Here is a 25,669-nt window from a genome sequence, read left to right on the forward strand (position 1 = left end):
TATAACGAAATCGGGGCCGCTTTGCGGCCCATCGCGGCTGAAGCCGCTCCTACCCAGGTTTGCACGATCCCTGTAGGAGCGGCTTCAGCCGCGATGGGCTGCACAGCAGCCCCTTGCGATCAACGCTGCGCCCGAACCTCGTCGACACCCCGGTTGGCTAACTGGTCGGCCCGCTCGTTGCCCGGATGGCCGATATGCCCACGCACCCACTTCCAGGTCACCTTGTGCCGGTTGACCTGTTCATCGAGGGCCATCCACAAGTCGGCGTTCTTCACCGGTTCCTTCGCGGCGGTCTTCCAGCCACGCTTCTTCCAGTTGACCATCCACTCGTTGATGCCCTTCATCACGTACTGGGAGTCGGTGGTCAACACCACCTCGCACTCGCGCTTGAGTGCCTTCAGGCCTTCGATCGCGGCCATCAGCTCCATGCGGTTGTTGGTGGTCTCGCGCTCGCCGCCCCACAGCTCCTTCTCGACGCCCTTGAAAACCATCAGCACACCCCAGCCACCCGGGCCAGGGTTGCCCTTGCAGGCACCATCGGTGTAGATCTCGACGCTATCGCTCATGTACCACTCATGTTCAGTGCTTGTCAGTATCGGGGTTGCTCACCGTGCGGTTGACCTTGGCCAGCGGCAGCGGCAGCAACTTGCCCATGGGCTCGCGGCGCTCCAGGCGCAGGGGCCGCAGGCCGACCACCATCTTGCGCGCCACCAGCAGGTAGACGCCGCCGCCGGCACTCTGCCAGCTCCCGGCTACCCGCTCCCAACCCGCCAGGCGCTGCTGCCAGGCGGGCGAGGCAAGCGGCGGACGATAACACCCGAAACGGCGTTTCTCCAGCGCGAAGCCCAGCAGGTTGAGCCAGTCGCCAACCCGCGACGGCGAGATGCAACGGGCCTTGCGCAAGGCGCCATGGCTGAAGAGGTGGCGAATGCCCCAGCCACTCCAGGGGTTGATCCCGACGATCAGCAGGTGGCCGCCAGGACGCACGGCGCTGGCGGCCTCGCGCAGCAGCCCGTGGGGTGAAAGGCTGAAGTCCAGGCCATGTTGCAACACCACCACGTCGGCGGCGTGCTCCGAGAGCGGCCAGGCCTGCTCCTCGCAGACGATCTCCACCCCCGGCAGCGGCGCCCCCAGGCGTACGTTGCGCTGCACCTGCGGTGCGCTGGGCGGAGGTTCGGCACAGGGGCCGTAGTGCACGAGGTAACCGCCGAAAAAACGCCGCAGCTCTTCTTCGAGCAACGTTTCCTCTTCCTTGAGCATCAACTGCCCAAGAGGGCCCTCGAACCAGTCGCGGGCCAGGCTGATCAGTTCGACCCAGTCAGGGTCGGCCTGGGCGAAGGCTTGGTCGGTCATTGCGTTCTCCCTCGAAGGTTCTCCGGCCGCGCCATCGCGGCTAAGATGCCCTCAATGTCCAGGCTTGGCGAATCCGCACCATGATACAGATCGACGCCCTACCCGCTTTCTCCGACAACTACATCTGGTTGTTACAGGATACTGCCAATCGCCGCTGCGCGGTGGTCGACCCTGGCGACGCCGCCCCGGTGCTCGCTTGGCTGGGCAAGCATCCCGACTGGGTGCTGGAAGCGATTCTCGTCACCCACCATCACCACGACCACGTCGGTGGCGTCGAGGCGCTGAAGCACGCCACCGGCGCCAAGGTGTTCGGCCCGGCCAACGAGCACATCCCAGCCCGCGACATCGCCCTCGTGGACGGCGCCCAGGCACACGTGCTGGGCCTGGCGTTCGAAGTTCTGGCCATGCCCGGCCACACCCTCGGGCACATCGCCTATTACACTGCGCAATCGCCCACGCCGCTACTGTTCAGCGGCGACACCCTGTTCGCCGCCGGCTGCGGGCGCCTGTTCGAAGGCACCCCGGAGCAGATGCACCAGTCGCTGCAGCGCCTGGCCGCCCTGCCCGAGCAGACCCAGGTGTACTGCGCCCACGAGTACACCCTGAGCAACCTGCGCTTTGCCAAGGCCGTCGAGCCGCACAGCGAGCCTGTGCAACAACGCTTCGAAGCCGTCACCCGACTGCGTGCCGACAACCGCATCAGCCTGCCTTCGACCATCGGCATCGAGCGCCAGACGAATCCATTTCTTCGCACAGCTGAAATATCCGTTAAACAAAAAGCAGACGAATGGAAGGGGCATTCCAACCCCACCCAAGCCTCTGTTTTTGCTGCCTTGAGGTCTTGGAAAGACGTCTTTTGATAACCTCAAGATATATCGCGACATAAGCGCAAAGGTTGACCAGGCCGGGGCCGGTTTTTAGAATCGCCGAACTTTTTTGCCCGGATACCCGTCCCAGCCGATGTCTTCCCGTAGCCGCAGAACCTCTCATTCGGTCGCTTTGACGCGACTGGCCCAGATCAGTGCACTGGCGCTGGCCGCCACCCTGGTCGGCTGCCAGAGCACCCGTCAGCTCGACGAAGCAGACAGCGTTCGCGCGCACAACTACCAGGCGCGGATCAAGCACAAGCCCGCGCCGCTGGCAGTCAAGCCGAAGGAACAGGCCCCACCCCAGGACGTCTGGGAGCGCATGCGCCAGGGCTTCGCCCTGCAGGACGGCATCGACGTGAACCCGCGCATCGAACAGCAGCGCCTGTGGTTCGCCAGCAACCCGTCGTTCCTCGAGAACGCCGGCGAGCGCGGCAGCCTCTACCTGCACTACATCGTCGAGCGCCTCGAAGAGCGCGACATGCCGCTGGAGCTCGCGCTGCTGCCGGCCATCGAGAGCGCCTACAACCCAATGGCGTATTCGCGGGCGCATGCCGCCGGCATGTGGCAGTTCATCCCGTCCACCGGGCGCCACTTCAACCTGCGCCAGACGAATTTCTACGACGGCCGCCGCGACATTACCGCGTCAACCAACGCCGCGCTGGACTATCTCAACCGTCTGCACGACATGTTCAACGGCGACTGGCTGCTGGCCCTGGCCGCCTACAACGCCGGCGAAGGCACCGTCAGCCGCGCCATCGAGCGCAACGAACGGCTCGGCCTGCCCACCGACTACTGGAACCTGCCGCTGCCGCAGGAAACCCGCGACTACGTGCCCAAGCTGTTGGCCCTGTCGCAGGTGGTCAGCACACCGGATGCCTACGGCGTCAACCTCAACCCAATCGCCAACGAGCCCTACTTCGAAGCCGTCGCCATCAACGACCGCCTCGACCTGTCGCGCGTGGCGGCCTTCGCCGACATCGACGAAGACGAGCTGATCCAGCTCAACCCCGCCTTCAAGAAGCGCATGACCGTGGACGGCCCGCAGCAACTGCTGGTGCCCACCGCCAAGGCGCAACTGCTGACCGACCGCATGTCCAACCTCAAGCCCGAGGAGCTGGTCAGCCTGCAACCGAACAAGGCCGTGTTCCAGGCCGCGCTGGCTGAGAACAAGGCGCCGGCTTCGCGCAGCTACCGGGTCAAGCGTGGCGACAACCTGGGCAGCATCGCCAAGGCCAACCGCGTGGCGGTCAAGGATATCCAGCGTTGGAACCGCCTGTCCGGCAAGGGCGTGAAGGTCGGCCAGGTACTGGCCCTGCGCGGCGGCAATGCCCCCAGCCCATCGGCCAACCGCAGCGCCGATTCGAAGCAGCGCGCCACCCAGTACAAGGTGCGCCAGGGCGATTCGTACTACCTCGTCGCCAAACGTTTCAATGTCGAGATGAAGCACCTCAAGCGCTGGAACCCACGCAGCGGGCATGCCCTCAAGCCAGGCCAGACCCTGACCGTCTACCTGTCGCATTGATGTGAATCCTGGGGCTGCTGCGCAGCCCCAATATCACGGCATCCATCCTACCTGTTCGTACTCTTTTTCCATTCCAGACAAGCTGTTACTGTACCCCGACCAAGCCCAACGCCCTCTGGATCGGATGCCGACTTGATACGTCCCCTCCTGCTGTCCCTCAGCCTGGCCTTGAGCTTCCCCGCCGTCGCGATGGTGAGCGAAAGCCACGGATACGCGCAGTTCGGCACGCTCAAGTACCCGGCCACCTTCACCCACTTCGACTGGGTCAACCCGCAAGCCCCGAAAGGCGGCACCTTGCGGGCCATGGCGTTCGGCACCTTCGACACGCTCAACCCTTACACCTTCAAGGGTTCGAGCCCGGTCACCACGCCCAACTTCCTGCAGTACGGCATCAGCGAACTGAACGAGACGCTGATGGTCGGCACCGGCATGTACGACCCTTCGGGCGACGAACCCACCTCCAGCTACGGCCTGATCGCCCGCTCCGTCGAGTACAGCGAGGACCGCAGCTGGGTGGTGTTCAACCTGCGCCCCGAGGCACGCTTCCATGACGGCACGCCAATCACCTCGGCCGACGTCGCCTTCAGTTACCGAACCCTGCTCAAGGACGGCCACCCGATCTACCGCACCAACCTGCAGGAAGTGGCCCGCGTCGATATCCTCAACCCCCTGCGCATCCGCTTCGTGTTCAAGCGCGCCGGCAACCCGCTGCTGATCCTGCGCCTGGGCGAGATGCCGGTGCTGCCCAAGCACTACTGGGCAAAGCGCGACTTCAAGGCCACCACCTTCGAACCGCCGCTGGGCAGCGGCCCCTACCGCATCACCGAGGTGCAACCGGGCCGACGCCTGGTGTTCGAGCGGGTAAAGGACTACTGGGGCAAGGACCTGGCCGTGAACCGCGGCAAGTACAACTTCAACCGTGTCGAATACGAGTTCTACCGCGACGCCACCGTGGCCTTCGAAGCCTTCAAGGCCGGTGAATTCGACATCTATATCGAGCACCAGGCGAAGAATTGGGCCAACGGCTACACCTTCCCCGCCGTGCGCCGGGGCGAGGTGATTAAAGCGCAGATCCCGCACCAGATCCCCACGCAAACCCAAGGCCTGTTCATGAACAGCCGCCGCGCCACCTTCAGCGACCCACGGGTGCGCCAGGCGCTGGGCCTGATGCTCGACTTCGAGTGGACCAACCGCGCCCTGTTCAACAGCGCCTACCGGCGCGCCACCAGCTACTACCCCAACAGCGAGTTCACCGCCAGCGGCCTGCCCACCGGCAAAGAGTGGCTACTGCTCAAGCCGTTCCGTGACCAACTGCCCGAAAAGCTGTTCACCCAGCCCTACCAGGTCAGCCATACCGACGGCAGCGGCATCAGCCGCCCGGCCCTGCGCCAGGCCCTCGCCCTGTTCGCCCAGGCCGGCTGGAAACTCAACGGCCAGCGCCTGGTGGACAGCAAGGGCCAGCAGTTGCGTATGGAGCTGTTGCTGGTGAACCCGAACCTCGAACGCATCCTGCAACCTTATGTCGAAAATCTGGCCAGTATCGGTATCGATGCACGCTTGCGTACCGTCGACCGCGCCCAGTACAAACAACGGCTCGACCAGTTCGACTTCGACATGATCCTGATGACCCTGAACCAGACCCTGAGCCCTGGCCTCGAGCAATGGTTGTATTTCCACTCCAGCCAGGCCGCCACCAAGGGCAGCAAGAACTATGCTGGCGTGAAGGACCCGGTGGTCGACCACCTGCTCGACACCCTGCTCGCCGCCCGCAGCCGCGATGACCAGATTGCCGCCGCGCGCGCCCTGGACCGCGTGCTCTCATGGCAGTACTACATGATCCCCAACTGGTACCTCGACAATCACCGCCTGGCCTACCGCAACCGGTTCGCCTTCGTCACCACGCCGCCCTACACCCTCGGGCTGAACAGCTGGTGGATCAAGAAGACTTCGGAGAAAGCCAAATGACGCCCACCCTGCGCCGCCTGGCCGGCGGCCTGCTGCTGGCCTGCCTCACGCTCCCGGCCCTGGCCGCCCCGCAACACGCCCTGACCCTGTACGGCGAGGCGCCGAAATACCCGGCCAACTTCCAGCACTTCGACTTCGTCAACCCCGACGCACCGAAAGGCGGCACCTTCCGCCAGTCCAGCTTCGGCGGCTTCGACAGCCTCAACCCGTTCATCAACAAGGGCGTGCCCGCCGACAACGTCGGCAGCATCTACGACACCCTGATGCGCCAGAGCCTGGACGAGCCCTTCACCGAATACGGCCTGGTGGCCGGCAAGATCGAAAAAGCCCCCGACAACAGCTGGGTGCGCTTCTACCTGCGCCCCGAAGCGCGCTTCCACGACGGCCACCCGATGCGCGCCGAAGACGTGGTGTTCACCTTCAACGCCCTGATCAAGGACGGCGCGCCGCTGTACCGCCAGTACTACGCCGACGTCGCCGAAGTGGTCGCCGAAGACCCGCTCAAGGTGCTGTTCAAGTTCAAGCACAGCAACAACCGCGAGCTGCCGCTGATCCTCGGCCAGCTGCCGGTACTGCCCAAACACTGGTATGAAAGCCGCGATTTCAACCGCGGCAACCTGGAAATCCCCCTGGGCAGCGGCCCGTACAAGGTCGCCGAGGTGAAGGCCGGCCGCTCGATCCGCTACGAGCGGGTCAAGGACTACTGGGCCAAGGACCTGCCGATCAACCGCGGCTTCTACAACTTCGACGTGATGACCTTCGACGCCTACCGCGACAACACCGTCGCCCTCGAAGCCCTCAAGGCCGGCCAGTTCGACTACGCCCTGGAAGTCAGCGCGAAGAACTGGGCCACCGCCTACGACGTGCCCGCCGTGCGCGATGGCCGGCTGATCAAGGAAGAGATCCCCAACGGCAACCCGGTGGGCATGCAAGGCTTCATCTTCAACCTGCGCAAACCCATGTTCCAGGACGCCCGCGTGCGCCACGCCATTAGCCTGCTGATGGACTTCGAGTGGACCAACAAGCAGCTGTTCAACGGTGCCTACACCCGCACCGGCAGCTACTTCGAGAACTCCGAGATGGCCGCCAGCGGCCTGCCCACGCCCGCCGAGCTGAAGATCCTCGAACCGCTGCGCGGCAAGGTGCCGGACGCGGTGTTCAACAGCGCCTTCCACAACCCCGTCACCGACGCCAGCGGCATGATCCGCGAGCAGCAGCGCCAGGCCTACAAGCTGCTGCAGGAAGCCGGCTGGAAGATCGTCGACGACAAGATGGTGGATAAGGATGGCAAGCCACTGACCATCGAGTTCCTGCTGGCCCAGACCCAGTTCGAGCGCGTGCTGCTGCCGTTCAAGCGCAACCTCGCCGACCTTGGCATCAACCTCGAGATCCGCCGCGTGGACGTGTCGCAGTACATCACCCGCCTGCGCTCGCGCGACTACGACATGATCGTCGGTGGCTTCGCGCAATCCAACTCGCCCGGCAACGAGCAGCGCGAATACTGGAACAGCGCCGCCGCTGACAACCCCGGCAGCCGCAACTTCATCGGCCTGCGCGATCCTGCCATCGACCAGTTGGTGGAGCAGTTGATCAACGCCGACTCCCGGCAGAGCCTGATCGACCATTGCCGCGCCCTGGACCGTGTGCTGCTGTGGGGTTACTACGTGATCCCCAACTGGCACATCAAGACCTCCCGCGTAGCCTACTGGAACCACATCGGCCACCCGGACAAGTCGCCCAAGTACGACATCGGCATCGACACCTGGTGGATCAAGCCCGACGTCACGCCCTCAGTGACCCAAGCCCCCGCACCGCAAGAGGCCAACTGACATGCTGGCCTATATCCTGCGGCGCCTGCTGCTGATCATCCCCACGCTGTTCGGCATCCTCATCATCAACTTCATCATCGTCCAGGCCGCCCCCGGCGGCCCGGTCGAGCAGATGATCGCCAAGCTCGAAGGCTTCGAAGGGGCCACCAGCCGCATCGCCGGCGGCGGCGCCGAAGTGTCGGTGGCCGGTTCCAACTACCGTGGTGCGCAAGGGCTGGACCCGGCGCTGATCGCCGAGATCGAGCGCATGTACGGCTTCGACAAATCCGCGCCCGAGCGGCTGTGGATCATGGTCAAGAACTACGCCCAGCTGGATTTTGGCAACAGCTTCTTCCGCGACGCCAAGGTCATCGACCTGATCGCCGAGAAGATGCCCGTGTCCATCTCGCTGGGGCTATGGAGCACGCTGATCATGTACCTGGTGTCGATCCCGCTGGGGATCGCCAAGGCGGTGCGCCACGGCAGCCACTTCGACGTGTGGACCAGCTCGGCGATCATCGTCGGCTACGCCATCCCCGCGTTCCTGTTCGCCATCCTGCTGATCGTGCTGTTCGCCGGCGGCAGCTACTTCGACTGGTTCCCGCTGCGCGGGCTGACCTCCAACAACTTCGACGAGCTCAGTACCACCGGCAAGGTGCTTGACTACTTCTGGCACCTGGTACTGCCCATCACCGCGCTGGTGATTGGCAACTTCGCCACCATGACCCTGCTGACCAAGAACAGCTTCCTCGACGAGATCAACAAGCAGTACGTGGTCACCGCCAAGGCCAAAGGCCTGAGCCGCACCCGCGTGCTCTACGGCCATGTGTTCCGCAACGCCATGCTGCTGGTGATCGCCGGCTTCCCCTCGGCGTTCATCGGCATCTTCTTCACCGGGTCGCTACTGATCGAGGTGATCTTCAGCCTCGACGGCCTGGGCCTGATGAGTTTCGAAGCGGCGATCAACCGCGACTACCCGGTGGTGTTCGGCACCTTGTTCATCTTCACCCTGCTCGGTTTGGTGGTGAAGCTGATCGGCGACCTCACCTACACCCTGGTCGATCCACGCATCGACTTCGCCAGCCGGGAGCACTGACATGGCCCTCTCCCCCCTCAATCGCCGGCGCTTCGAGCGCTTCAAGGCCAACCGCCGCGGCTGGTGGTCGCTGTGGATCTTCCTGGTGCTGTTCGTGCTCAGCCTGGGCGCCGAGTTCATCGCCAACGACAAGCCCATCGCCGTGCGCTACGACGGCGAGTGGTACTTCCCCGCCTTCAAGCGCTACCCGGAGACCACCTTCGGCGGCGAGTTCCCGCTGGAGGCCAACTACAAGAGCCCCTACATCCGCGAGCTGCTTGAGAAGAAAGACGCCTTCGTGCTGTGGGCGCCGATCCCCTACAGCTACCAGAGCATCAACTACGACCTGAAAGTGCCCGCCCCCGCGCCGCCCTCCACCGACAACCTGCTGGGCACCGACGACCAGGGCCGCGACGTGCTGGCCCGGGTGATCTACGGTTTCCGCATCTCGGTGCTGTTCGCCCTGACGCTGACCATCGCCAGCTCCATCGTCGGCGTGATCGCCGGCGCCCTGCAGGGTTTCTACGGCGGCTGGGTCGACCTGGCCGGCCAGCGCTTTTTGGAGATCTGGTCCGGCCTGCCGGTGCTGTACCTGCTGATCATCCTTGCCAGTTTCGTGCAGCCCAACTTCTGGTGGTTGCTGGGCATCATGCTGCTGTTCTCGTGGATGAGCCTGGTGGACGTGGTGCGCGCCGAGTTCCTGCGCGGGCGCAACCTGGAATACGTGCGCGCCGCCCGCGCCCTGGGCATGCGCAACGGCCCGATCATGTACCGGCATATCCTGCCCAACGCGATGATCTCGACCATGACCTTCATGCCGTTCATCCTCACTGGCGCCATCGGCACCCTCACCGCCCTGGACTTCCTCGGCTTCGGCCTGCCCGCCGGCTCCCCCTCGCTGGGCGAACTGGTGGCCCAGGGCAAGTCCAACCTGCAAGCCCCGTGGCTGGGCATCAGCGCCTTCGCCGTGCTGGCGGTGATGCTGAGCCTGCTGGTATTCATCGGCGAATCCGCCCGCGACGCCTTCGACCCGAGGAAATGACATGAGCCAAGACACCCTGATCGAAGTCCGCGACCTGGCGGTGGAGTTCGTCACTGGCGAGCAGGTCAACCGCGTGGTCGACGGCATCAGCTTCGACATCCGCAAGGGCGAGACCCTGGCCCTGGTCGGCGAAAGCGGCTCGGGCAAGTCGGTGACCGCCCACTCGATCCTGCGCCTGCTGCCCTACCCGCTGGCGCGGCATCCTTCTGGCACCATCCATTACCAAGGCAAGGACTTGCTGCACCTGGGCGAAAAGCCCATGCAGCGTATTCGCGGCAACCGCATCGCGATGATCTTCCAGGAGCCGATGACCTCGCTGAACCCGCTGCACAGCATCGAGAAGCAGATCAACGAGATCCTCTTGCTGCACAAGGGCCTCACCGGCAAGGCCGCCACGGCGCGCACCCTGGAGCTGCTGGAGCTGGTCGGCATTCCCGAGCCGCAGAAGCGCCTGAAAGCCCTGCCCCATGAGCTGTCCGGTGGCCAGCGTCAGCGGGTGATGATCGCCATGGCCCTGGCCAACGAACCCGAACTGCTGATCGCCGACGAGCCCACCACGGCGCTCGACGTGACCGTGCAGTTGAAGATCCTCGACCTGCTCAAGTCGTTGCAGGCGCGCCTTGGCATGGCCCTGCTGCTGATCAGCCACGACCTCAACCTGGTGCGCCGCATCGCCCACCGCGTGTGCGTGATGCAGTGCGGCAAGATCGTCGAGCAGGCCGATTGCGCCACGCTGTTCAGCAAGCCGCAGCATCCGTATACGCAGATGCTGATCAACGCCGAGCCCAGCGGGGCACCGGCTGCGAACGCCGAAGGGGCGCCGTTGCTGAAGGTGAAGGACCTGAAGGTGTGGTTCCCGATCAAGAAGGGGCTGCTGCGCCGCACCGTGGACCATGTGAAGGCCGTGGACGGGGTGAACTTCAGCCTGCCCCAGGGGCAGACGCTGGGCATCGTTGGCGAGAGTGGCTCGGGCAAGTCCACCTTGGGGCTGGCCATCTTGCGGTTGATCTCCAGCAAGGGCGGGATTCGCTTCCATGGGCAGGATCTTGAAGGGCTGAACCAGAAGGAAGTACGGCCGCTGCGGCGGGAGATGCAGGTGGTGTTCCAGGACCCCTTTGGCAGCCTGAGCCCGCGCATGTGCGTGGCGGATATCGTTGGCGAGGGGTTACGGATTCACAAGATCGGCACGCCGGCTGAGCAGGAAGCGGCGATTGTTGCGGCGTTGGAGGAAGTGGGGCTGGACCCTCGGACGCGGCATCGGTATCCCCATGAGTTTTCCGGCGGGCAGCGGCAGCGGATTGCGATTGCTCGGGCGTTGGTGTTGAAGCCGGCGTTGATTCTGCTGGATGAGCCGACCTCGGCGCTGGATCGGACGGTGCAGCGGCAGGTGGTTGAGCTTTTGCGGAATTTGCAGGTTAAGTACAACCTGACTTATCTGTTTATCAGCCATGACCTGGCGGTGGTCAAGGCGTTGAGTCATCAGTTGATGGTGATCAAGCATGGGCAGGTGGTTGAGCAGGGGGATGCGGGGGCTATATTTCATGAGCCGAAGCATGGGTATACGAGGCAGTTGTTGGAGGCGGCCTTCATTGATAACCATTAATCGAAAAATACAAGGAAAATCAACAAACCAGATAACAGCCATTTTCCGAAATCAGAGAATACAAATTCATACCAAAATAACAATCACCTCAGTGGCGCCATTAAGCACTCTGCCATACGCGCCCCAAAAGCCCCAGAAAACCTAGAAACCATAAACAAACAAAATAACCACAAAAAAACTATTAGCCCAAGGATTTACTTTGAAAATATCGCTGCAAAGCCGGACAACTAAAGCAGTGAGACTTAATTGTACCAACCAACCCCCATTTCCTTATAAGCATTCTTGAATGCCTACAATTCACATAACTATACGCAGCCAAGACGATTCGCTCTCCGGGATGAAGTGAGTCTCGAAGTATATTCATATACGAGGACTTCAAACCCTTTGAAACCTTGGCGCGATCAACAAACCTCATAACACGCAACGCTCTATTTGAAAACCCTATCAACATATCAGTAGAGATTTTTTCCTTCAAAAATTCTCGACTTAACCTAACTTGACCCCTTACACTCTCAGACTTCAATTTCTCAAAAACAGAATAAACCCATTTAGACTTTTGCTTCTCAACGGTTAAGTTGTTTTTTTCCACTCTGAGATGAATCTCACAATACGACTCCAGCTTGTCAAGCAAAAGAAAAAATGTAGTTTCAAACTTCTCTTTTTCCATAAGCTCTTGCTGAGACTTTAAAAGTTTCGTTGTCTTCCTGGCCTCTCCGGACTGTATAATAGTCGTCCTCAAAAGAACTATCAAACCAATAAAACTTAAAGCCGGATTTGTCAAGCCACCAACAAAATCGCCGATCTGCCCCATATTCGACGCCAACTCGAAATCCTCATCAACAAATCCAAAAAAAATTAGCACTACCAACCCAACTACACACACCGCACCCCATCCAATTAAAAAAGGACTGAACGGATAAACTTCTTTCTCCTGACATGACTCTTGCGCCTGACTCTTTAACAAAACAGCATAATGAATTGCCAAACCAACCGAAAAAATGCTTATGACAATTGCACCAATAATCAAAAAAAACATAATAGCCCTTTAATGCATTACTCATCGCGAGCCAATACACTTGTATAAGCCCACCCTTTGCGCGACACCGCAACATTTTGTAGCACTCAAATTACAATGATGTCACATTGACATCAAAAAGAAAACTGCTGACGTGAAACTCAAACCTTGATGATGCCAAGCAACCTTGAACCGCTCAAGCTATCGACCAAAGTCAGATTAAACCCCTTTCGTGTAGTCCATTTCCCAAACATACTCCCACAAGCCTTTTCCCGTTGCGACCACTCAAACATCGTCCTACTCTCGGCAAGTCGCTGAATCCAGCGACCGGCTTTGACAGGCCGCGACGGTACTAGGATATGCAGCACCTTCAATGGCAGCTGTACGTGCGGGCACGCTTGCGTGCGCCGGAACTTCCTATGTCCGCCGGTCTGTCAACCCACGTACAGCTGCCACCCTTCTGTTTGACAGCGGGCAGGTGGTGGCTCCTTTAGGGATATAGGAGCTCAACATGTTAAAGATCGTCCCCGATCCACCCCACAACCACCACTCCCTCGAAGACACCATCATCCAGGCCACGGAGTACGCTCTCTGCGCGCAGACCGTGGCACATCAGGCTGTTCTGCTGCATCCAAAGTCGCCCGTGTCGATTCTGGTCATGGCCGCCATGCATGAAATGGAGGCGCTGCGGGTGCTGCTCGAATCGGCGTTGATTCAGGTGCAGATGCCGCAGGTGGAGCCTCCGACGTTGCATTAAGCCGGTATGTCGTGAGTTGCCTGGGCGGGCCCTGTTCGCCGGCAAGGCCGGCTCCTACCTGGGGCGCGATTCGCCTGTAGGAGCCGGCGTTGCCGGCGAATGGGCCAGGCCAGGCATCGAGACTTTCAGGGAGATCGAGCAATGAGCACAGACGACACCACACCCCACACCACCGTGGGCAAGACCAAGTTCTACCAGGGTGCAAAGCATACCGACCCGCTGTTCTGCATCGAATCCGGCATCCCGTGCCAGCATGCACGGGAACAGGCTTCGGAGTTGATGGGCTGCGTGTGCGACCTGACCATCACCGGGATCATGGAGGACAAGCCTCAACTGATCTGGGCGTCGTATTACCTGAGCGCGCTGGCCAAGGCGCTGATGGATGATGCGGAGTTGGGGATGAAGCACTGATTTCACTGGTGCATGCGGGCCCTGTGGGAGCGGCCTTGCCGAGGCGTCGGCAAGGCCGCTCCCACAAGGGTGTTGTTCGACGATGACATTGGCATCGGCAAGCATTTCCTGTATCACGACCGCTTCACACCACGCCAGGGAAGCCCCATGCACCACCGCCTCACCGCCATCTGCCACAAAGCCTGTTTTTCCCGCAGCACCTGTGCCTGGTTGGCCATCGATGATGTGCCCATCGAGGTCTGGCTGGCCAAGCATCTGGACCAACCTGATCTCGAACGCAGCGGCCTGTCCTTGATGTGGTTGCTGGACGAGGAAGAAGACGCCCTCGCCAACCGGCGCATCCTCCCCGCCGCGGATGGCACCTCCACCCTGGTACCGCTGCTGGTGTGCAGCGACGACATGAACTTCGACTGCTTCGCGCTGATGACCGAACAGGTGATCGACGACGATACCGTGCACTGGCGGCGGTTCGGGCACAGCGCCACCGGCGGGCTGGAAGTGGGTGCTTCCATGCACTGGTATCCAGACAGCAAAGCGGTGAGCTTCAACCTCAGCGACTTCAACCATGCACTGAGTGAGCACCGTCGGCTGATCAAGGCGTGTGTCGGTCAATAACCATCGCTACCCTGTTGCAACAACCAATGCTCAATGCCTGCGCCTATAACCAAGGAAGCTGTATGGACACCTCCCTGCTGGATGACTGGCGCGCCCTGGTCGACGGCCGTAGCGATATCGACAAATCCCAGTTCATCGCGTTGTTCAAGGCGCATGGCCAGCCACACGAGGTGGCCACCATCCTCGAAGGTTTCGAGCACGCCCCCGAACTGGCCAGGCGCACGCTCGAAGTGCTGGCCGCCGGCACGCTTCCCTACCTTTATCTGCTCCCTTCGCAACGTGGCACCCCCGAACAACTGGCAGCCGCCGCCCGGCGTTGGCTGGATGTACAAGCCGACTTTTTCGAGCGCACGGGTGATGCAGAGCTGATGGCCCTGACTCGCAATGCGCGGGTGATCTGCACACCCATGGCAGACCTCAAGGCCATCGACAACTTCGATATACCGGGCACCTGGGCCAGCGAAGCATTGGGCGATGCGGTTCGCCAAGCCGCCAACTGCCATACCGCCGCCGACTATGCATTGTTCGAGGCCTGGTATGGCATCGCGGCAGACTATGGGCTGGCCTGGTACATCGCCGCGCCGCTGATTGCACTGGACATCGACTTTTCCGCCTACTTCGAACTATGGCGGCTGGGTGGCACCTACCTGCACCTGGGGGCGGAATGCTGGGTCGCCCAGCGCTTTGAAGCGTCGGCCGAGGGTAACGTCAATGAGCCTTGATCTGTTCCTGGAAGCTGATGCGGCACTTGACGCATCAACGCTGGCAAACGCACTGAAAGAAGCCGGGGCGATTGAACTCACACACTCAATCGACAACCTGGAAGCCTGTTTCGCGTCATGGCTTAGCCTCACCGCCGACTTCGACATCACCGACCACGCTCTTTATGCCGAAGACACCAAAGGGCTCGACTTCCAGGTCGCCACGCGTTGCAGCATCAGGATCAAAGGGCCTGGGCCGCAAGCGCATTCACCCATGGCGGACCTGGACAAGATTGCCAATGCCATTGCGCGGGCAGGCTCACGCTTCCTGATCAGCTTTCAATTCGAGCGAACCCTGTATTGGCAGGATGCAGAAGGCTTGCATGGGGATGTATAGCCGGCCCCATGCATCAACTGCATTTCAATACCTCACAGATCCAAGCCAATAGTCATTGGCCCGTACTAACGCCATCCAATCCCCGCCCCTGACAGCTGCAGCACACGCAACCACTGATCAGCGGCTGATCGGGATCACCTTCAAGAAAAGTCACCCTGACCTCCATCCCCGTCCGGGGCGGCGTGGTTTGGCAATGCCAATCGGAGACCAGCTTCAGCCAGCAACTGCGCGTGTCGCCAACGCGCTCTTCGCGGTCCCAGGGGAACTCGACCTTGACCCTGGCCAGGCGCCGATCACTGCGCGCCGCCTCATCCTCCACGGCAACGACCACCGCAGTCTGGTTACCGGACACCTGGGGCTTCCTGTGAGCCAACGGCGGACGGTAGCTCGCGTGCCACGCATACCCCGTGAAGCGATTACGGTAGCCCTGATAAAATTCGCCCTCGTTGCCAGTGGCGAGGTGTTCACCGGACAACTGTGGCTGGCGGCCTTCATGGATAACCTGGGTCAGCAACCAGGGGGCGTTCCACGCGTTGTGCGGATGGCCAGTGATTTCCAGCACATGGCCACTGGCCAAGCGCGGCTGGTCACTGTGCCCTTCCGTTCGGCGACAGGCCGCGTGGTGGCGCTCCATCAGGTGCTTGATCACCGGCTCGTCGGCGACGCTGTCGGGCGCTTGCCTGTAGGCCGTCGGAATGCCATTTCTGGTAAAGGCGCACTGGTGATCGCCCAGCACCAGCACGTGCCCCCGCGCACTGTGTTGAAAGTGGAAGTGGATACCCTCCTCTTCGCACAGGCGCTGGACAAAATGCAGGTCCGTTTCGTCGTACTGGGTGCAGATGTCGCGTGCGCGGTAATTCGCCCGTAGCTCAAGCCGGTAGGCATCGCCCAGGATCCCGTGCTCTTCCAATATCAAGGCAACGATTTCTGGCACCGATAACCGTTGATAGATCCGTTGGTTGATGCGGTGGCGCAAGTAGGACAGTTGCGGCACCAGGGCCAACTTGTAGCGCGAGTCTTCACCACATTGGGCAATGTGGTAGACCCGCCCATGAACCCCATTGCCCTGGCTGTCGAAGGCCAGGAACGCCTCGCGGTCGATCAGGCTGTCGAGGTCCAGGTCAGCCCGTTCGCCGACCAGTTCCACATTGAAGAAGTACGGCCTGCTGATGGCCTCTTCTCCGCTGAACGCGAGTACGTGGAGTCCATGTTCTACACCGTCGATGGTCAAGCTGAAGTGGGTCTGCCGAGTTGGGCTGAACATCCGCTGTTCCCTCTCTACATAAGCCAAGGATTAGGCGCACGAAACCACTGCCTCCCTGAATACGGAGGCAGGCATCGGGCTGCAGGCGAAACTTCAGGTCAGGTCAAACGCCACTTTTCACTTTGGTCCAGACCCGTGTGCGGATTCGCTCGAGTTTCAACGGCAGTGGCTCGAGTGGAATCAGCGTGGCGACCGTCTTTTTGTCGGGATAGATCCAGGGATTGTCCCGCAGTGCCTGATCGACGAACTGGGTGGCGTCCTTGTTGCCGTTGGGGTACAGCGTGTGGTTCGACGTTTTGGCAATCACTTCCGGGCGCATCATGTAATTGATGAACGCCAGGCCCTCCTTGGGGTGGGGCGCATCTTTGAGCAGCACCAGGTTTTCCGACCACACCAGCGCACCTTCACGGGGCAGGCTGTAGGTGATCCGGCGCCCGGTGTTGTTCTTCTCGTTGATCGCCTGCGCGGCCAGGGCGCCATTGGCCCAGCCCACCACCGCGCAGATATTGCCGTCGGCCATGTCGGTGTCGATGCGCGACGAGTCGAAATACAGCACGTACGGGCGGATTTTCATCAGCAGGTCTTGTGCCTTCTGGTAATCCGCGGGGTTGCTGCTGTTGCTGGGCAGGCCCAGGTAGTTCAGGGCAATCGAGATGATCTCGCTGGGCGAGTCGAGCATCGCCACGCCGCACGCCTTCAGCTTGCTGATGTTCTCTTCCTTGAAGATCAGGTCCCAGCTGTTCACCGGCGCCTGATCACCCAATGCCGCCTTGACCTTGTCGATGTCGTAGCCAATGCCGGTGGTACCCCACAGGTAGGGCACCGCGTAGCGGTTGCCGGGGTCATTGACCGCCAGCTGGGCGAGGATGTCCGGGTCGATATGCGCAAGGTTCCCCAACTGCGCACGGTCCAGCGGCTGAAGCACGCCGGCTGCGATCAGGGTGGGCAACACGTTGGAGGTCGCCACCACCACGTCATACCCGGTGCGCCCGGCCATGACCTTGCTCTGCATGATGTCGGCGCTGTCGAACGCGTCCATGTGCACGCGGGTGCCGGTTTCCTGCTCGAAGGCCTTCGGGGTCTCCGGCGCCAGCAGCCCGAACCAGTTGTACAGGTGCACCCCGGGCTCGGCGGCCGCCACCGAGGTGCTGATCGCCGCGCAGAGCAGCGAGGCCGAAAAAAGGGTTCGCAAACGTGACGTTCTCATGCAACATCCTTGTCCAGACGATTGTTGTCTCATGGCCATCCCAAGCCTTGACACCGACTATACCGGCCATACCCGGAGAGTAAATACCTCGAAATACTTACCTCTGGCCTACGCATCCTTAACCCAAAAGGGGTAGAAAATGCCGTTCGACCTCCATGGACTGGCGTGGCACCGAACAATCGGCAAGCTGATCATGCAACTGAACCGGCCGGAGTTCTGGAGTTCGCTGGTTCGGGTGTTGAATGAATACGTGCAGATCGACAACTGGGTGGTGTTGATTTTCGGCAGCCAGCACGTGGAAGTGGTGAGCCTGCCTGAAGTGGCCGATGCCGAAGAAGTGGATGCGTTCATTCACCGCTATGTGACGGAGCTGTATCTGCTGGACCCGTTCTACATCGCCAACCGAGAGCACCCGCAGAGCGGTTTCTTCCATTTGCTGGATATCGCGCCGGAGTACTTCTTAGAGACCGAGTACTACCACCAGTACTTTGCCCAGTACATCTCGGTGGATGAGGCACAGTACAACGTGCAGCTCGACGCCGACAGGACGCTGTGCATTTCCATCGGTAGCAAGGTGCGCTTCACCCAAGAGCAAATCACCATTCTCGACATCATCAAGCCCTGGGTGACAGCCTTGATGCACCAGCGCATGAGCTTTGAAAGCGATGCCGAGAAAAACCTTGCCGAGCCAGCGCCACGGCAAGAAACGCTGGCCCAGCTGGGTGCGCAGTTGACGACGCGGGAAAGCGATGTGCTCAGGCTGCTGTTGAGCGGGTTCTCCAACAAGGAGATAGCCGGCAAGCTTGCGCTCTCGGCGGAAACGATCAAAGTTCACCGCCGCAACATTTACGCCAAGCTGAATATCAAGTCACAGTCTGAGTTGTTTACTCGGTTCTTCATGCCCCGCGCCTACCCGAAAGCCCCTTGACCACGATGTACAGCAGCGGCCCGAGTGACACGAAGCAGGCCACATTGTGTATGGCACCGGCGTCGCCGGTGTTCGCGGGTAAACCCGCTCCTACAGCTACCCCATAGATGCCAAGCCGCACAGGTAGGAGCCGGCTTGCCGGCGAACGGGCCAGTGCGGTCAACACAACACGGTGGCTTCGTTACGGATCGAGCATCTGACTACCCCTGATAGCGACATGGTAAGTCACGGGTCATCCGAGCCTGCCGCAACTGTCGACTAGCGAACCATGCGCTCCTAGAATGCCACCTCCCAAATCGCGACAGGAGGTTGCCCGATGACTTTTGATGTGCACCACTACGCCAAGGCCTACTACAGCAACATCCAGCCGGCGCCAGGTAATCTCTATCCAAGGCTCAAAGCCTGGGAATTTCTCTATGAGTACATCTGGGACGATTCCCGCACCCACTGGTCCGATCTGACATCGAAAACACAGCTGGAGACGACCGCGCTGCACATCGGTTTCTACCTGGCGAACTGGGGCATGTTCCGGGGCTCCTCGGGGCTGCTGCAGAACAGCAACCTGGACCTGATGAAGGCCTTGGCCAAGCTGCTCTTCGAAGGTCAGGGTGCCGAGTTGCTGGAGCTCTCGCTGGAAGACTTCGGACCTGACAACCCACATCGAGCCCAACATCAGAAACTGCTGGATTCCGTGCTGGGCTCCATGGAGTCCCTGGCGACCAACGTCTCCTGGACGAACACCCTCAAGACCAAGATCCTGATGGGCGTCTGGGGTGAGTGTCCGGCACTCGATCGCTTCTATATCGCGGCATGCCGCGATCTGTTCCCTCGCCGTTCCTCCATCACCAATGCCAGTGGCAAAGGCCTTGCCGCGTTGGCGGAACTGGTCGAGGAACTCGCCGTTCCTCCCCTGCCCCTGCACACCGGACGCCTTGAGCGTCAATACCCTACCGCGCGGATCATGGACATGGCGATGTTTCAATACGGGCTCGAACTGGAACAGGGTTTCGACGATTAAGCTGCCGTGGCGGTTCAGGGGCGATAGCGGTCTGCCGTGCGAGCCCCACAGGGTCGTCGCACGGCCGCTCCATCAGGTAAGGCCGCGTCAGAAATCGATAGTGCCGGAGAATTTCACCAACCGCGGATCGCCCTGGGTCATGTAGCCGCCGTTGGCCGAGGCCCAGTAGTTCTTGTCGGTGATGTTCTCTACGTTCACCCGCAAGGTCAGGTCCTTCTCGGCCAGCTTCAGCTTGTAACGGGCGCCGGCGTCGAAGCGGTTCCAGGTCGGCAGGCTGAGGTTGTTGGCGGCATCGACGAACTGGCCACCGGTGCGCAGCATGCGGGCATTGAGCGCCAGGCCCGGCACACCTGGCACATCCCAATCCACACTGGCATTGAGCTGGAAGGTCGGCACACCGATGGCGTGGTTGCCGTCGTTGGTGCCGTTGAGGGTCTTCTTCTGCTCCGAGGTCATGCGCGTGCCGCCAGCCATCAGGCGCAGGCCGTCGATGGGCTCGCCGAACACGCTCAGCTCGATGCCCTTGTTGACCTGCTCGCCATCGCGGATGAAGCGGTTGCCGAGGGTGTAGCCGTCCGACGGCTTCTCGATGCGGAACACGGCGAGGTTGGCGCCGTAGGTCTGCTTGTCGAGCTTGATACCAGCCTCGAGCTGCTTGGTGCGCCCTGGCGGGAACATCTCGCCGGCGTTTACCACGTTAGTCGGCGCAGTCGGGCCCTGGGCCAGGCCTTCGATACGGTTGGCGTACAGCGAGACGCTGTCGGTGGCTTTGAACACGATGCCGTAGACCGGCGTGGTGATTCCCTCGTCGTAGGCAGGACCGTTGCGGCTGCCGTCCTTGGAAGGGTTGCTGGGGCTGTTAGGGGTGGTGCCGTCGTAGAAGTAGTTCTCCACGCGCAGTTGCTGGCGGCGTATGCCGTAGGTCAGCAACAGGCGGTCATCGAACAGGCCCAGCGTGTCGGACAAGGCGATGCTGCGGTTGCGGGTTTTCCCGGTCACGCCGGGGTCGCCCATGTCGCCGCCGGTCATGCTGACATCGGTGGGCCGGGGCAACTTGCCGGTGTTGTAGATGTTGGTGTTGCCGGTGGTCGAGCGATAGAAGGTGTAGGCGTTTTCCGCCTGGGTCCACATCGTGTTGGCGCCCAGGGCGATCTGGTGGCTGACCGGGCCGGTCTGCAAACGGCCATTGAGGCCGGCGCTGAAGCTGGTGTTGTCTTCGCCGTGGACGATGTCCGAGCCACCGAGGGTGGCCGTGCCGCTGTTGCCCACCAGCACCGGCGTGCCGTAGGTGCCGTGCTCGCGGGTGTGGCGGGCGCCACCGGCGAGGTAGGCGGTCCAGCTTTCGTTCAGGTCCCATTCGCCACGGACCATGCCGAAGGTGTCTTCCGACTCGCTATAGGTCCAGTCCTGGCCGTAGTTGTGGCTGGCGTCCGGCGCGGTGGGCACCTTGGTGGCGGTGCCGGGGCGCACGGAGTTGCGCAGGTGGTTGATGCGCTGCTTCTGGTAGCCGAAGTCGGTGGAAAGACGGAAGTCGTCGCCACGGTAGTCCAGGCCGGCGACGAACAGCTTGGTGCGCTGGTCCTCGTCGTCGACGGCGGTTTCGCCTTCGCGCTGGCTGAGGTTCAGGCGCGCGCCGAAGCGGTTGTCCTCGCCGAAGCGCTGGCCGATGTCCAGGTGCTCGCCGATGCGCCCGTCGCTGCTGATGTCCTGGGTGTAGCGGCGGGTCGGGGTGTCGCCGGCGCGCTTGGGCTGCAGGTTGACGTTGCCGCCCAGGCCAGTGCCGGTCGGGCTCGCGCCGTTGAGGAAGGCATTGGGGCCCTTGAACACTTCCACACGTTCCACCCCGTCGGTGGACATGATCTGGCGCGGCAGGATCCCGTACAGGCCATTGAAGGCAATGTCGTCGCCCGCCAGTGGCAGGCCACGGATCACGAAGACCTTGGACTGGTTGCCGAAGCCATACGACTCGCGCACCGACGGGTCGTTGGCCAGCACATCGCCGATGTCCTCGGCCTGCTGGTCCTCGATCAGCTTCGAGGTGTAGCTGGTCAGGGTGAACGGCACGTCCATGTTGTCCTGGTTGCCCAGCACGCCCATCTGCCCGCCACGGGCGACCTGGCCACCGGCGAAGGCCTCGGGCAATGCGTTCGGGGCGGGTTTGACGGCGTCGGCGTTGACGTCGGTGGCCTCGAGCTGGATCGGCTCGGCGGCCTGCGCCATCAAGGTGACGGAACAGCAGAGCGCCAGCAGGGCTGGGCGGGACGGGAAGCGCGGCGCCATCGTGGGGATCCTGACAGGGGAATTAAATGAGGGTGTGAATGGTAATGCTTCGCATGCGCAAACATCAACCTATCCAATTGCGTTATGCCATCTTCGGGATCAACGGTGGATCGAGCCGACCCAATTCCATCGAGTGGATCCGCAGAGAGAGCACAGGGCGCTTGCCTCCCCGAGGTATGATCGGCGCCTCGACGAACAGGAGGTTGCGATGAGCCAAGGCGACGGAATGCGGGTGATCGTGGTGGGTGCCGGTATTGTCGGCGCGTCAATCGCCTATCACCTGGCCCGCAAAGGGGCACGGGTGACGGTGGTGGAAGCTGGCGAGATCGCCTCGGGCGTGACCGGCCGCTCGTTCGCCTGGGTCAACACCTGCGCTGCCGGGCCCGAAGCCATCGCGCCGCTGCGCAAGGCCGCGATCGACGACTACCGCCGCCTCGAGCGCGAGCTGCCTGGCCTGGCCGTGCGCTGGACGGGTTCGCTGTGCTACGCGCAGCTTTCCCTTGCTGAGCCGGACGCCGCGTCCACGGTGGTGGTTTCCCGGCAACGGATCCGCGACCTGGAGCCCAACCTTCGGCATCCGCCCGAGCAAGCCATGCATGCGCCGCAGGAAGGCGCGCTGGACGCCGTGGCCGTAGCCCATGCACTGATCGCAGGCGCCAAGGCCCATGGCGCCACGGTACTGACGCAGACCCAGGTGCTTGGTATGAGGTTCGACCGCGACACCCTGTCGGGCGTGAACACCTCCCAAGGCCCCCTGGCAGCCGATCGGGTGGTGCTGGCTGCCGGCAACGGCTGCACGGCGCTGGCAGGTGCGCTGGGGGTACCACTTGCCATCGGGCCTTCTCCCGCGATCTTCATCCGCTACCGCGCCCGGCCCGGGCTGGTGCGCGGTATCATTTCGAACGCGGCCATGGAAGTCAGGCAAGGGACAGAGGGTTGGCTGTTGGCGGCCGAGGATTATCTGGGCGATGGCCCGGAGCAGCAGCCAGAGGTGGTGGCACGGCGCACGGCAGAGGCCATTTGCGGCGAACTCGAAGGCTTGAGCGGCCTTGAACTTGAAACGGCATGCGTTGGCTGGCGACCGATGCCTGAAAATGGTATCCCGCTGATTGGCTATCTGCCGGGGGTGTCGGGGGTCTACCTATGCGTGATGCACCCGGGCGTGACGCTGGCGGCGGTGGTGGGCAGGTTGGTCAGCGAAGAGATTGTCGATGGCAAGACACATACTCACCTGTTGCCTTGCCGTCCGGTGTAACGCATGCGCGCCTTGGGGATCGAGCGCAGAGACCCCTCCTCGACCTTCATTCTGTCTTGGGAGAGATCTGCCAACATTCCGCTATGGTCTCCAAAGCGGCCTCCGCATCCTCGTCGTCATACGCTTCCCAGATAAAACTCATCACGCTGGCGACGGCGTTTTTCTGTGGCAGGCTCAATGAGCTCAACTCATAGTGCGAATCATATTTCACATAACCCTGCATGCTCCATGACAACATTTGAGTCAAGATATCGCCCTCATAGTAACTCTCCGTCGCCATCAACAGGTAAGCCGGCAAATAATATTTTATGCCTGCAGGCGCCATAAAACTGAGACAAGCGGATTCATCCCCAACATAGTTTTCACAAAAATCTTTCAGGCTAAGCCCCCACCAGCACTTTCCTGCAAAGTAATCACGGATCTGTAATGGCTCCGGATACCGAGATTTTACAATCTGATCAGCTTCTGGCGGCTCTGCCTTACCAAAGGCAGCCTCCACCTCTCTTCGGATACTGAGCAGCCGTCTGCCAATCGTTTCTCCTTGCATAACACTACACTCCCATACTGGCAATTTCGAACAGCACCGACGCCACCTTCGTATTCAACCGCCCACCGCAGTCGGAGCAAAACATAAACCTACCGATCTCCCCCTCCAACTCTGCCTGCACCTTTTTCAAGGCTCCGAATCAGAATGTAAAACCCTACAAACTCAACGAACTGAACAGACCAATACTCAAAACCATCACGATGCGCAGAAACCGCAAAGAGAAAAACATGATAGACAGTTATCAAAAAAGCGATAGACGCAGTTTTCCACACCGTGGCGGACGTGCTCATGAAAATCACCGCCCACCACGAGCAGAGCGGAATCAAGCCGGTAACCAATATCACATGCCTGAAAATCTCAAGCCCCGTCAGGCCATCTCCATGCGATGCCAAGAAGCAGAAAAAGGAATACACCGCAACTGCCGGAATCGCTAACAAAAGCTTCACAATCCAGAGAAAATACATTCGCCACATAACTAACCTAAAATCCAAGCCGGACATAGCATCTACAGTGCGCAACCTTTAGCCTTACCCCAATGGTAGAGCACTATGGCCACCACCCAAAAACAAATATTAACCCCCATCACCAACAAAAAAATCAAAGAGAACCTCCTATCCTCAAATCGGAAAATATGCCCATAGACTTCCAACACCCCAAGAAACGAGTTGAAATCTATACCCTTCCGTCTCGCATACGAGGCAGAATAAAAAACCAACAACGCCCCGCTAATCATGAAAAAATAAAACGAAAACTCCCTAAAGTAATATATATAATCACACACAGCGATTACCCCCCAAGAATCATTTGTGAAGTCAACAATTAAGTTTCCCCCAACACTGCTCTATGATTTCCAGAACCTCCTCAGCCTCCTCATCTTCGTATACTTGCCAGATGAACCTCATCGCCGCTGCCACAGCCTTTTTCTGCTCGTCATTCAAAGCGCTCAGTCCATAAATATCATCCTCACGGACATATGTACGCATCCTTGAAGACAACTCCAGCGTCAGCACGTCACCCTCGTAGTAATCCTCAACAGCTAGCAAAAGATATGCTGGAAGATAATACTTCATACCAAGGGGCGTCATGAAGGTCAGACAGGCAGATGGATCCCCAACATAATCATCATAAAAACCCTTCAATGTGAGAAGCCACCAATCTTTCCCTGAAAAATATTCTCTGACCTGCATTGGCTCCGGATATGCAGAATCCACTATATGGCTAACATTGGGTGCTGACTCTTTCCTAAAGGCGGCCTCAACCATCACCCTAACCGCTTTCCTCCTTGAATCCAACGAATCATTCTCTCGCACCGCCATAAACCTTCAGGTCCTTATATTTATAACGCAACCAATACCCTTGGCATAAGAAATTAAAAAACTCATGCCTACAGCTAGGGTTGCACCACCCAGAATAGCCAGCAAAATTACAACTGAAAGCCTCTTACTTTCAAACCGAAAGACCCTTCGATACAATTCAAACAGACCAGGAAACGTATTCATATTTACCCCATTCTTCTTACAGTATGAATTAGCATACAAGGCAGACAAGCCGATCCAGAAAAACGAAAACCAAAACATCAAATACGCCAACTTACTAAGATTGTCACACATATACAGGCTCGCTACTCAACCGGAACAAAAATATTCGGATTTAATGGCAACTCCAATTCTGGGGCTGTCTCCTATGCCCCCTAGCGCCTTCCGTACGTTCCTCCCACACCTTTCCCCACGCCGTGTGCTGCCGGGCCCACACAACCTCCCCTTGTTGGTTCGTCAACTCCAACGGCGCCCCAAGATGATCACAGTGGTCCCCCTTTTTCCTCTCGGTACGCTCCTGCCAAGCCAGCCGGGTTTCGAAGCTGCCGTCGTCGACCCATTCGCGGATCGCCTGGGGGCCGCTGCCATACCATTCGAGGTGCTGACCGCTGCCGGTGCGGTGGGTGTAACTGGTTATCAAGTGATACCGGTACTGCCATGCCGTGCGTCTGCTTTCATTAGTTGCCATCTGCACGAAACACAAAACCGGCAATTAAAGATC

Annotated in this window: 25 protein-coding genes; 15 read left to right on the forward strand and 10 right to left on the reverse strand. The window is 60.4% G+C overall.

Going from position 1 to position 25,669, the window contains the following annotated elements:
* Positions 1–119 precede the first annotated feature (119 nt).
* Entirely contained in the window at positions 120–566 is a 447-nt protein-coding gene (gene rnhA, locus IM733_RS10195; protein ID WP_011534678.1) for a ribonuclease HI, read from the reverse strand.
* A gap of 13 nt (positions 567–579) precedes the next feature.
* Positions 580–1,353 (reverse strand): class I SAM-dependent methyltransferase, encoded by a 774-nt coding sequence (locus IM733_RS10200; protein ID WP_248920739.1) that lies wholly within the window; start codon positions 1,351–1,353, stop codon positions 580–582.
* Positions 1,354–1,433: 80 nt separating this feature from the next.
* On the opposite strand from IM733_RS10200, the gene gloB reads away from it, so the two are divergent.
* From gloB to IM733_RS10235, 7 genes are all read left to right on the forward strand, one after another.
* Complete coding sequence (gene gloB, locus IM733_RS10205; RefSeq protein WP_248920740.1) at positions 1,434–2,213, forward strand: hydroxyacylglutathione hydrolase; 780 nt, start codon at positions 1,434–1,436, stop codon at positions 2,211–2,213.
* 100 nt (positions 2,214–2,313) lie between these two features.
* A complete protein-coding gene (locus IM733_RS10210; RefSeq protein WP_248920741.1) occupies positions 2,314–3,744 on the forward strand; it encodes a lytic transglycosylase domain-containing protein in 1,431 nt (476 codons plus the stop codon).
* A 132-nt stretch (positions 3,745–3,876) separates the two neighbouring features.
* Complete coding sequence (locus IM733_RS10215; RefSeq protein ID WP_248920742.1) at positions 3,877–5,709, forward strand: extracellular solute-binding protein; 1,833 nt, start codon at positions 3,877–3,879, stop codon at positions 5,707–5,709.
* Positions 5,706–7,538, forward strand: a complete 1,833-nt coding sequence (locus IM733_RS10220) for an extracellular solute-binding protein (protein WP_248920743.1) — start codon at positions 5,706–5,708, stop codon at positions 7,536–7,538. Before IM733_RS10215 ends, IM733_RS10220 begins: the two co-directional genes overlap by 4 nt.
* Before the next feature lies 1 nt (position 7,539).
* A complete protein-coding gene (locus IM733_RS10225; RefSeq protein WP_046854817.1) occupies positions 7,540–8,613 on the forward strand; it encodes a microcin C ABC transporter permease YejB in 1,074 nt (357 codons plus the stop codon).
* Position 8,614: 1 nt separating this feature from the next.
* Positions 8,615–9,634, forward strand: a complete 1,020-nt coding sequence (locus IM733_RS10230) for an ABC transporter permease (RefSeq protein WP_248920744.1) — start codon at positions 8,615–8,617, stop codon at positions 9,632–9,634.
* Between the two features lies 1 nt (position 9,635).
* Complete coding sequence (locus tag IM733_RS10235) at positions 9,636–11,237, forward strand: ABC transporter ATP-binding protein (protein WP_248920745.1); 1,602 nt, start codon at positions 9,636–9,638, stop codon at positions 11,235–11,237.
* Positions 11,238–11,418: 181 nt separating this feature from the next.
* On the opposite strand, the gene IM733_RS10240 is transcribed toward IM733_RS10235, so the two are convergent.
* Entirely contained in the window at positions 11,419–12,273 is an 855-nt protein-coding gene (locus IM733_RS10240) for a hypothetical protein (RefSeq protein ID WP_248920746.1), read from the reverse strand.
* Between the two features lie 490 nt (positions 12,274–12,763).
* On the opposite strand from IM733_RS10240, the gene IM733_RS10245 reads away from it, so the two are divergent.
* The 5 genes from IM733_RS10245 (at position 12,764) to IM733_RS10265 (ending at position 15,133) form a co-directional block, all read left to right on the forward strand.
* On the forward strand, positions 12,764–13,009 hold the full coding sequence (locus IM733_RS10245) for a hypothetical protein (RefSeq protein WP_248920747.1): 246 nt from the start codon (positions 12,764–12,766) through the stop codon (positions 13,007–13,009).
* 141 nt (positions 13,010–13,150) lie between these two features.
* Positions 13,151–13,420 (forward strand): DUF3077 domain-containing protein, encoded by a 270-nt coding sequence (locus tag IM733_RS10250; RefSeq protein ID WP_248920748.1) that lies wholly within the window; start codon positions 13,151–13,153, stop codon positions 13,418–13,420.
* A 147-nt stretch (positions 13,421–13,567) separates the two neighbouring features.
* Positions 13,568–14,035 (forward strand): hypothetical protein, encoded by a 468-nt coding sequence (locus IM733_RS10255; protein ID WP_248920749.1) that lies wholly within the window; start codon positions 13,568–13,570, stop codon positions 14,033–14,035.
* Between the two features lie 62 nt (positions 14,036–14,097).
* Positions 14,098–14,757, forward strand: a complete 660-nt coding sequence (locus IM733_RS10260) for a hypothetical protein (RefSeq protein ID WP_248920750.1) — start codon at positions 14,098–14,100, stop codon at positions 14,755–14,757.
* Positions 14,747–15,133 carry a hypothetical protein gene (locus tag IM733_RS10265; RefSeq protein ID WP_248920751.1) on the forward strand — a complete coding sequence of 129 codons (387 nt, stop codon included), beginning with the start codon at positions 14,747–14,749 and terminating at the stop codon, positions 15,131–15,133. The genes IM733_RS10260 and IM733_RS10265 overlap by 11 nt, the downstream gene beginning before the upstream one ends.
* Before the next feature lie 52 nt (positions 15,134–15,185).
* On the opposite strand, the gene IM733_RS10270 is transcribed toward IM733_RS10265, so the two are convergent.
* Positions 15,186–16,397, reverse strand: coding sequence for a contractile injection system protein, VgrG/Pvc8 family (locus IM733_RS10270; protein ID WP_248920752.1), 1,212 nt, complete (start codon positions 16,395–16,397; stop codon positions 15,186–15,188).
* Between the two features lie 103 nt (positions 16,398–16,500).
* Positions 16,501–17,604: a polyamine ABC transporter substrate-binding protein gene (locus IM733_RS10275; protein ID WP_248920753.1), complete on the reverse strand. Its 1,104-nt coding sequence runs from the start codon at positions 17,602–17,604 to the stop codon at positions 16,501–16,503.
* A gap of 139 nt (positions 17,605–17,743) precedes the next feature.
* Here IM733_RS10275 and IM733_RS10280 point away from each other — a divergent pair, with 139 nt between their 5' ends.
* Positions 17,744–18,532 carry a response regulator transcription factor gene (locus tag IM733_RS10280; RefSeq protein ID WP_248920754.1) on the forward strand — a complete coding sequence of 263 codons (789 nt, stop codon included), beginning with the start codon at positions 17,744–17,746 and terminating at the stop codon, positions 18,530–18,532.
* A 316-nt stretch (positions 18,533–18,848) separates the two neighbouring features.
* Positions 18,849–19,550, forward strand: a complete 702-nt coding sequence (locus IM733_RS10285) for a hypothetical protein (RefSeq protein WP_248920755.1) — start codon at positions 18,849–18,851, stop codon at positions 19,548–19,550.
* A gap of 87 nt (positions 19,551–19,637) precedes the next feature.
* Here IM733_RS10285 and IM733_RS10290 read toward each other — a convergent pair whose 3' ends face one another.
* The gene (locus IM733_RS10290; protein ID WP_248920756.1) at positions 19,638–21,830 is read right to left on the reverse strand and encodes a TonB-dependent receptor; all 2,193 of its coding nucleotides are present in this window, start codon (positions 21,828–21,830) and stop codon (positions 19,638–19,640) included.
* Positions 21,831–22,038: 208 nt separating this feature from the next.
* On the opposite strand from IM733_RS10290, the gene IM733_RS10295 reads away from it, so the two are divergent.
* Positions 22,039–23,085: an NAD(P)/FAD-dependent oxidoreductase gene (locus tag IM733_RS10295; RefSeq protein WP_248920757.1), complete on the forward strand. Its 1,047-nt coding sequence runs from the start codon at positions 22,039–22,041 to the stop codon at positions 23,083–23,085.
* Positions 23,086–23,131: 46 nt separating this feature from the next.
* Here IM733_RS10295 and IM733_RS10300 read toward each other — a convergent pair whose 3' ends face one another.
* The 4 genes from IM733_RS10300 to IM733_RS25710 form a co-directional block, all read right to left on the reverse strand.
* Positions 23,132–23,632 carry a DUF6714 family protein gene (locus IM733_RS10300; protein WP_248920758.1) on the reverse strand — a complete coding sequence of 167 codons (501 nt, stop codon included), beginning with the start codon at positions 23,630–23,632 and terminating at the stop codon, positions 23,132–23,134.
* 89 nt (positions 23,633–23,721) lie between these two features.
* Entirely contained in the window at positions 23,722–24,132 is a 411-nt protein-coding gene (locus IM733_RS10305) for a hypothetical protein (protein WP_248920759.1), read from the reverse strand.
* Between the two features lie 312 nt (positions 24,133–24,444).
* The gene (locus IM733_RS10310) at positions 24,445–24,948 is read right to left on the reverse strand and encodes a DUF6714 family protein (RefSeq protein ID WP_248920760.1); all 504 of its coding nucleotides are present in this window, start codon (positions 24,946–24,948) and stop codon (positions 24,445–24,447) included.
* Positions 24,949–25,282: 334 nt separating this feature from the next.
* Positions 25,283–25,636: an RHS domain-containing protein gene (locus IM733_RS25710; RefSeq protein ID WP_432760420.1), complete on the reverse strand. Its 354-nt coding sequence runs from the start codon at positions 25,634–25,636 to the stop codon at positions 25,283–25,285.
* Positions 25,637–25,669: the final 33 nt, after the last annotated feature.

This window comes from Pseudomonas entomophila (genome assembly GCF_023277925.1).
GTDB lineage: Bacteria > Pseudomonadota > Gammaproteobacteria > Pseudomonadales > Pseudomonadaceae > Aquipseudomonas > Aquipseudomonas entomophila_D.

Coding starts and splice junctions, on each gene's coding strand:
- IM733_RS10275 (WP_248920753.1), bottom strand. CDS start 17,604: ATGAGAACGTCACGTTTGCGAACCCTTTTTTCGGCCTCGCTGCTCTGC.
- IM733_RS10305 (WP_248920759.1), bottom strand. CDS start 24,132: ATGTCCGGCTTGGATTTTAGGTTAGTTATGTGGCGAATGTATTTTCTC.
- IM733_RS10235 (WP_248920745.1), top strand. CDS start 9,636: ATGAGCCAAGACACCCTGATCGAAGTCCGCGACCTGGCGGTGGAGTTC.
- IM733_RS10220 (WP_248920743.1), top strand. CDS start 5,706: ATGACGCCCACCCTGCGCCGCCTGGCCGGCGGCCTGCTGCTGGCCTGC.
- IM733_RS10260 (WP_248920750.1), top strand. CDS start 14,098: ATGGACACCTCCCTGCTGGATGACTGGCGCGCCCTGGTCGACGGCCGT.
- IM733_RS10290 (WP_248920756.1), bottom strand. CDS start 21,830: ATGGCGCCGCGCTTCCCGTCCCGCCCAGCCCTGCTGGCGCTCTGCTGT.
- rnhA (WP_011534678.1), bottom strand. CDS start 566: ATGAGCGATAGCGTCGAGATCTACACCGATGGTGCCTGCAAGGGCAAC.
- IM733_RS25710 (WP_432760420.1), bottom strand. CDS start 25,636: ATGGCAACTAATGAAAGCAGACGCACGGCATGGCAGTACCGGTATCAC.
- IM733_RS10200 (WP_248920739.1), bottom strand. CDS start 1,353: ATGACCGACCAAGCCTTCGCCCAGGCCGACCCTGACTGGGTCGAACTG.
- gloB (WP_248920740.1), top strand. CDS start 1,434: ATGATACAGATCGACGCCCTACCCGCTTTCTCCGACAACTACATCTGG.
- IM733_RS10270 (WP_248920752.1), bottom strand. CDS start 16,397: ATGTTCAGCCCAACTCGGCAGACCCACTTCAGCTTGACCATCGACGGT.
- IM733_RS10265 (WP_248920751.1), top strand. CDS start 14,747: ATGAGCCTTGATCTGTTCCTGGAAGCTGATGCGGCACTTGACGCATCA.
- IM733_RS10310 (WP_248920760.1), bottom strand. CDS start 24,948: ATGGCGGTGCGAGAGAATGATTCGTTGGATTCAAGGAGGAAAGCGGTT.
- IM733_RS10210 (WP_248920741.1), top strand. CDS start 2,314: ATGTCTTCCCGTAGCCGCAGAACCTCTCATTCGGTCGCTTTGACGCGA.
- IM733_RS10285 (WP_248920755.1), top strand. CDS start 18,849: ATGACTTTTGATGTGCACCACTACGCCAAGGCCTACTACAGCAACATC.
- IM733_RS10280 (WP_248920754.1), top strand. CDS start 17,744: ATGCCGTTCGACCTCCATGGACTGGCGTGGCACCGAACAATCGGCAAG.
- IM733_RS10300 (WP_248920758.1), bottom strand. CDS start 23,632: ATGCAAGGAGAAACGATTGGCAGACGGCTGCTCAGTATCCGAAGAGAG.
- IM733_RS10255 (WP_248920749.1), top strand. CDS start 13,568: ATGCACCACCGCCTCACCGCCATCTGCCACAAAGCCTGTTTTTCCCGC.
- IM733_RS10230 (WP_248920744.1), top strand. CDS start 8,615: ATGGCCCTCTCCCCCCTCAATCGCCGGCGCTTCGAGCGCTTCAAGGCC.
- IM733_RS10245 (WP_248920747.1), top strand. CDS start 12,764: ATGTTAAAGATCGTCCCCGATCCACCCCACAACCACCACTCCCTCGAA.
- IM733_RS10295 (WP_248920757.1), top strand. CDS start 22,039: ATGAGCCAAGGCGACGGAATGCGGGTGATCGTGGTGGGTGCCGGTATT.
- IM733_RS10225 (WP_046854817.1), top strand. CDS start 7,540: ATGCTGGCCTATATCCTGCGGCGCCTGCTGCTGATCATCCCCACGCTG.
- IM733_RS10240 (WP_248920746.1), bottom strand. CDS start 12,273: ATGTTTTTTTTGATTATTGGTGCAATTGTCATAAGCATTTTTTCGGTT.
- IM733_RS10250 (WP_248920748.1), top strand. CDS start 13,151: ATGAGCACAGACGACACCACACCCCACACCACCGTGGGCAAGACCAAG.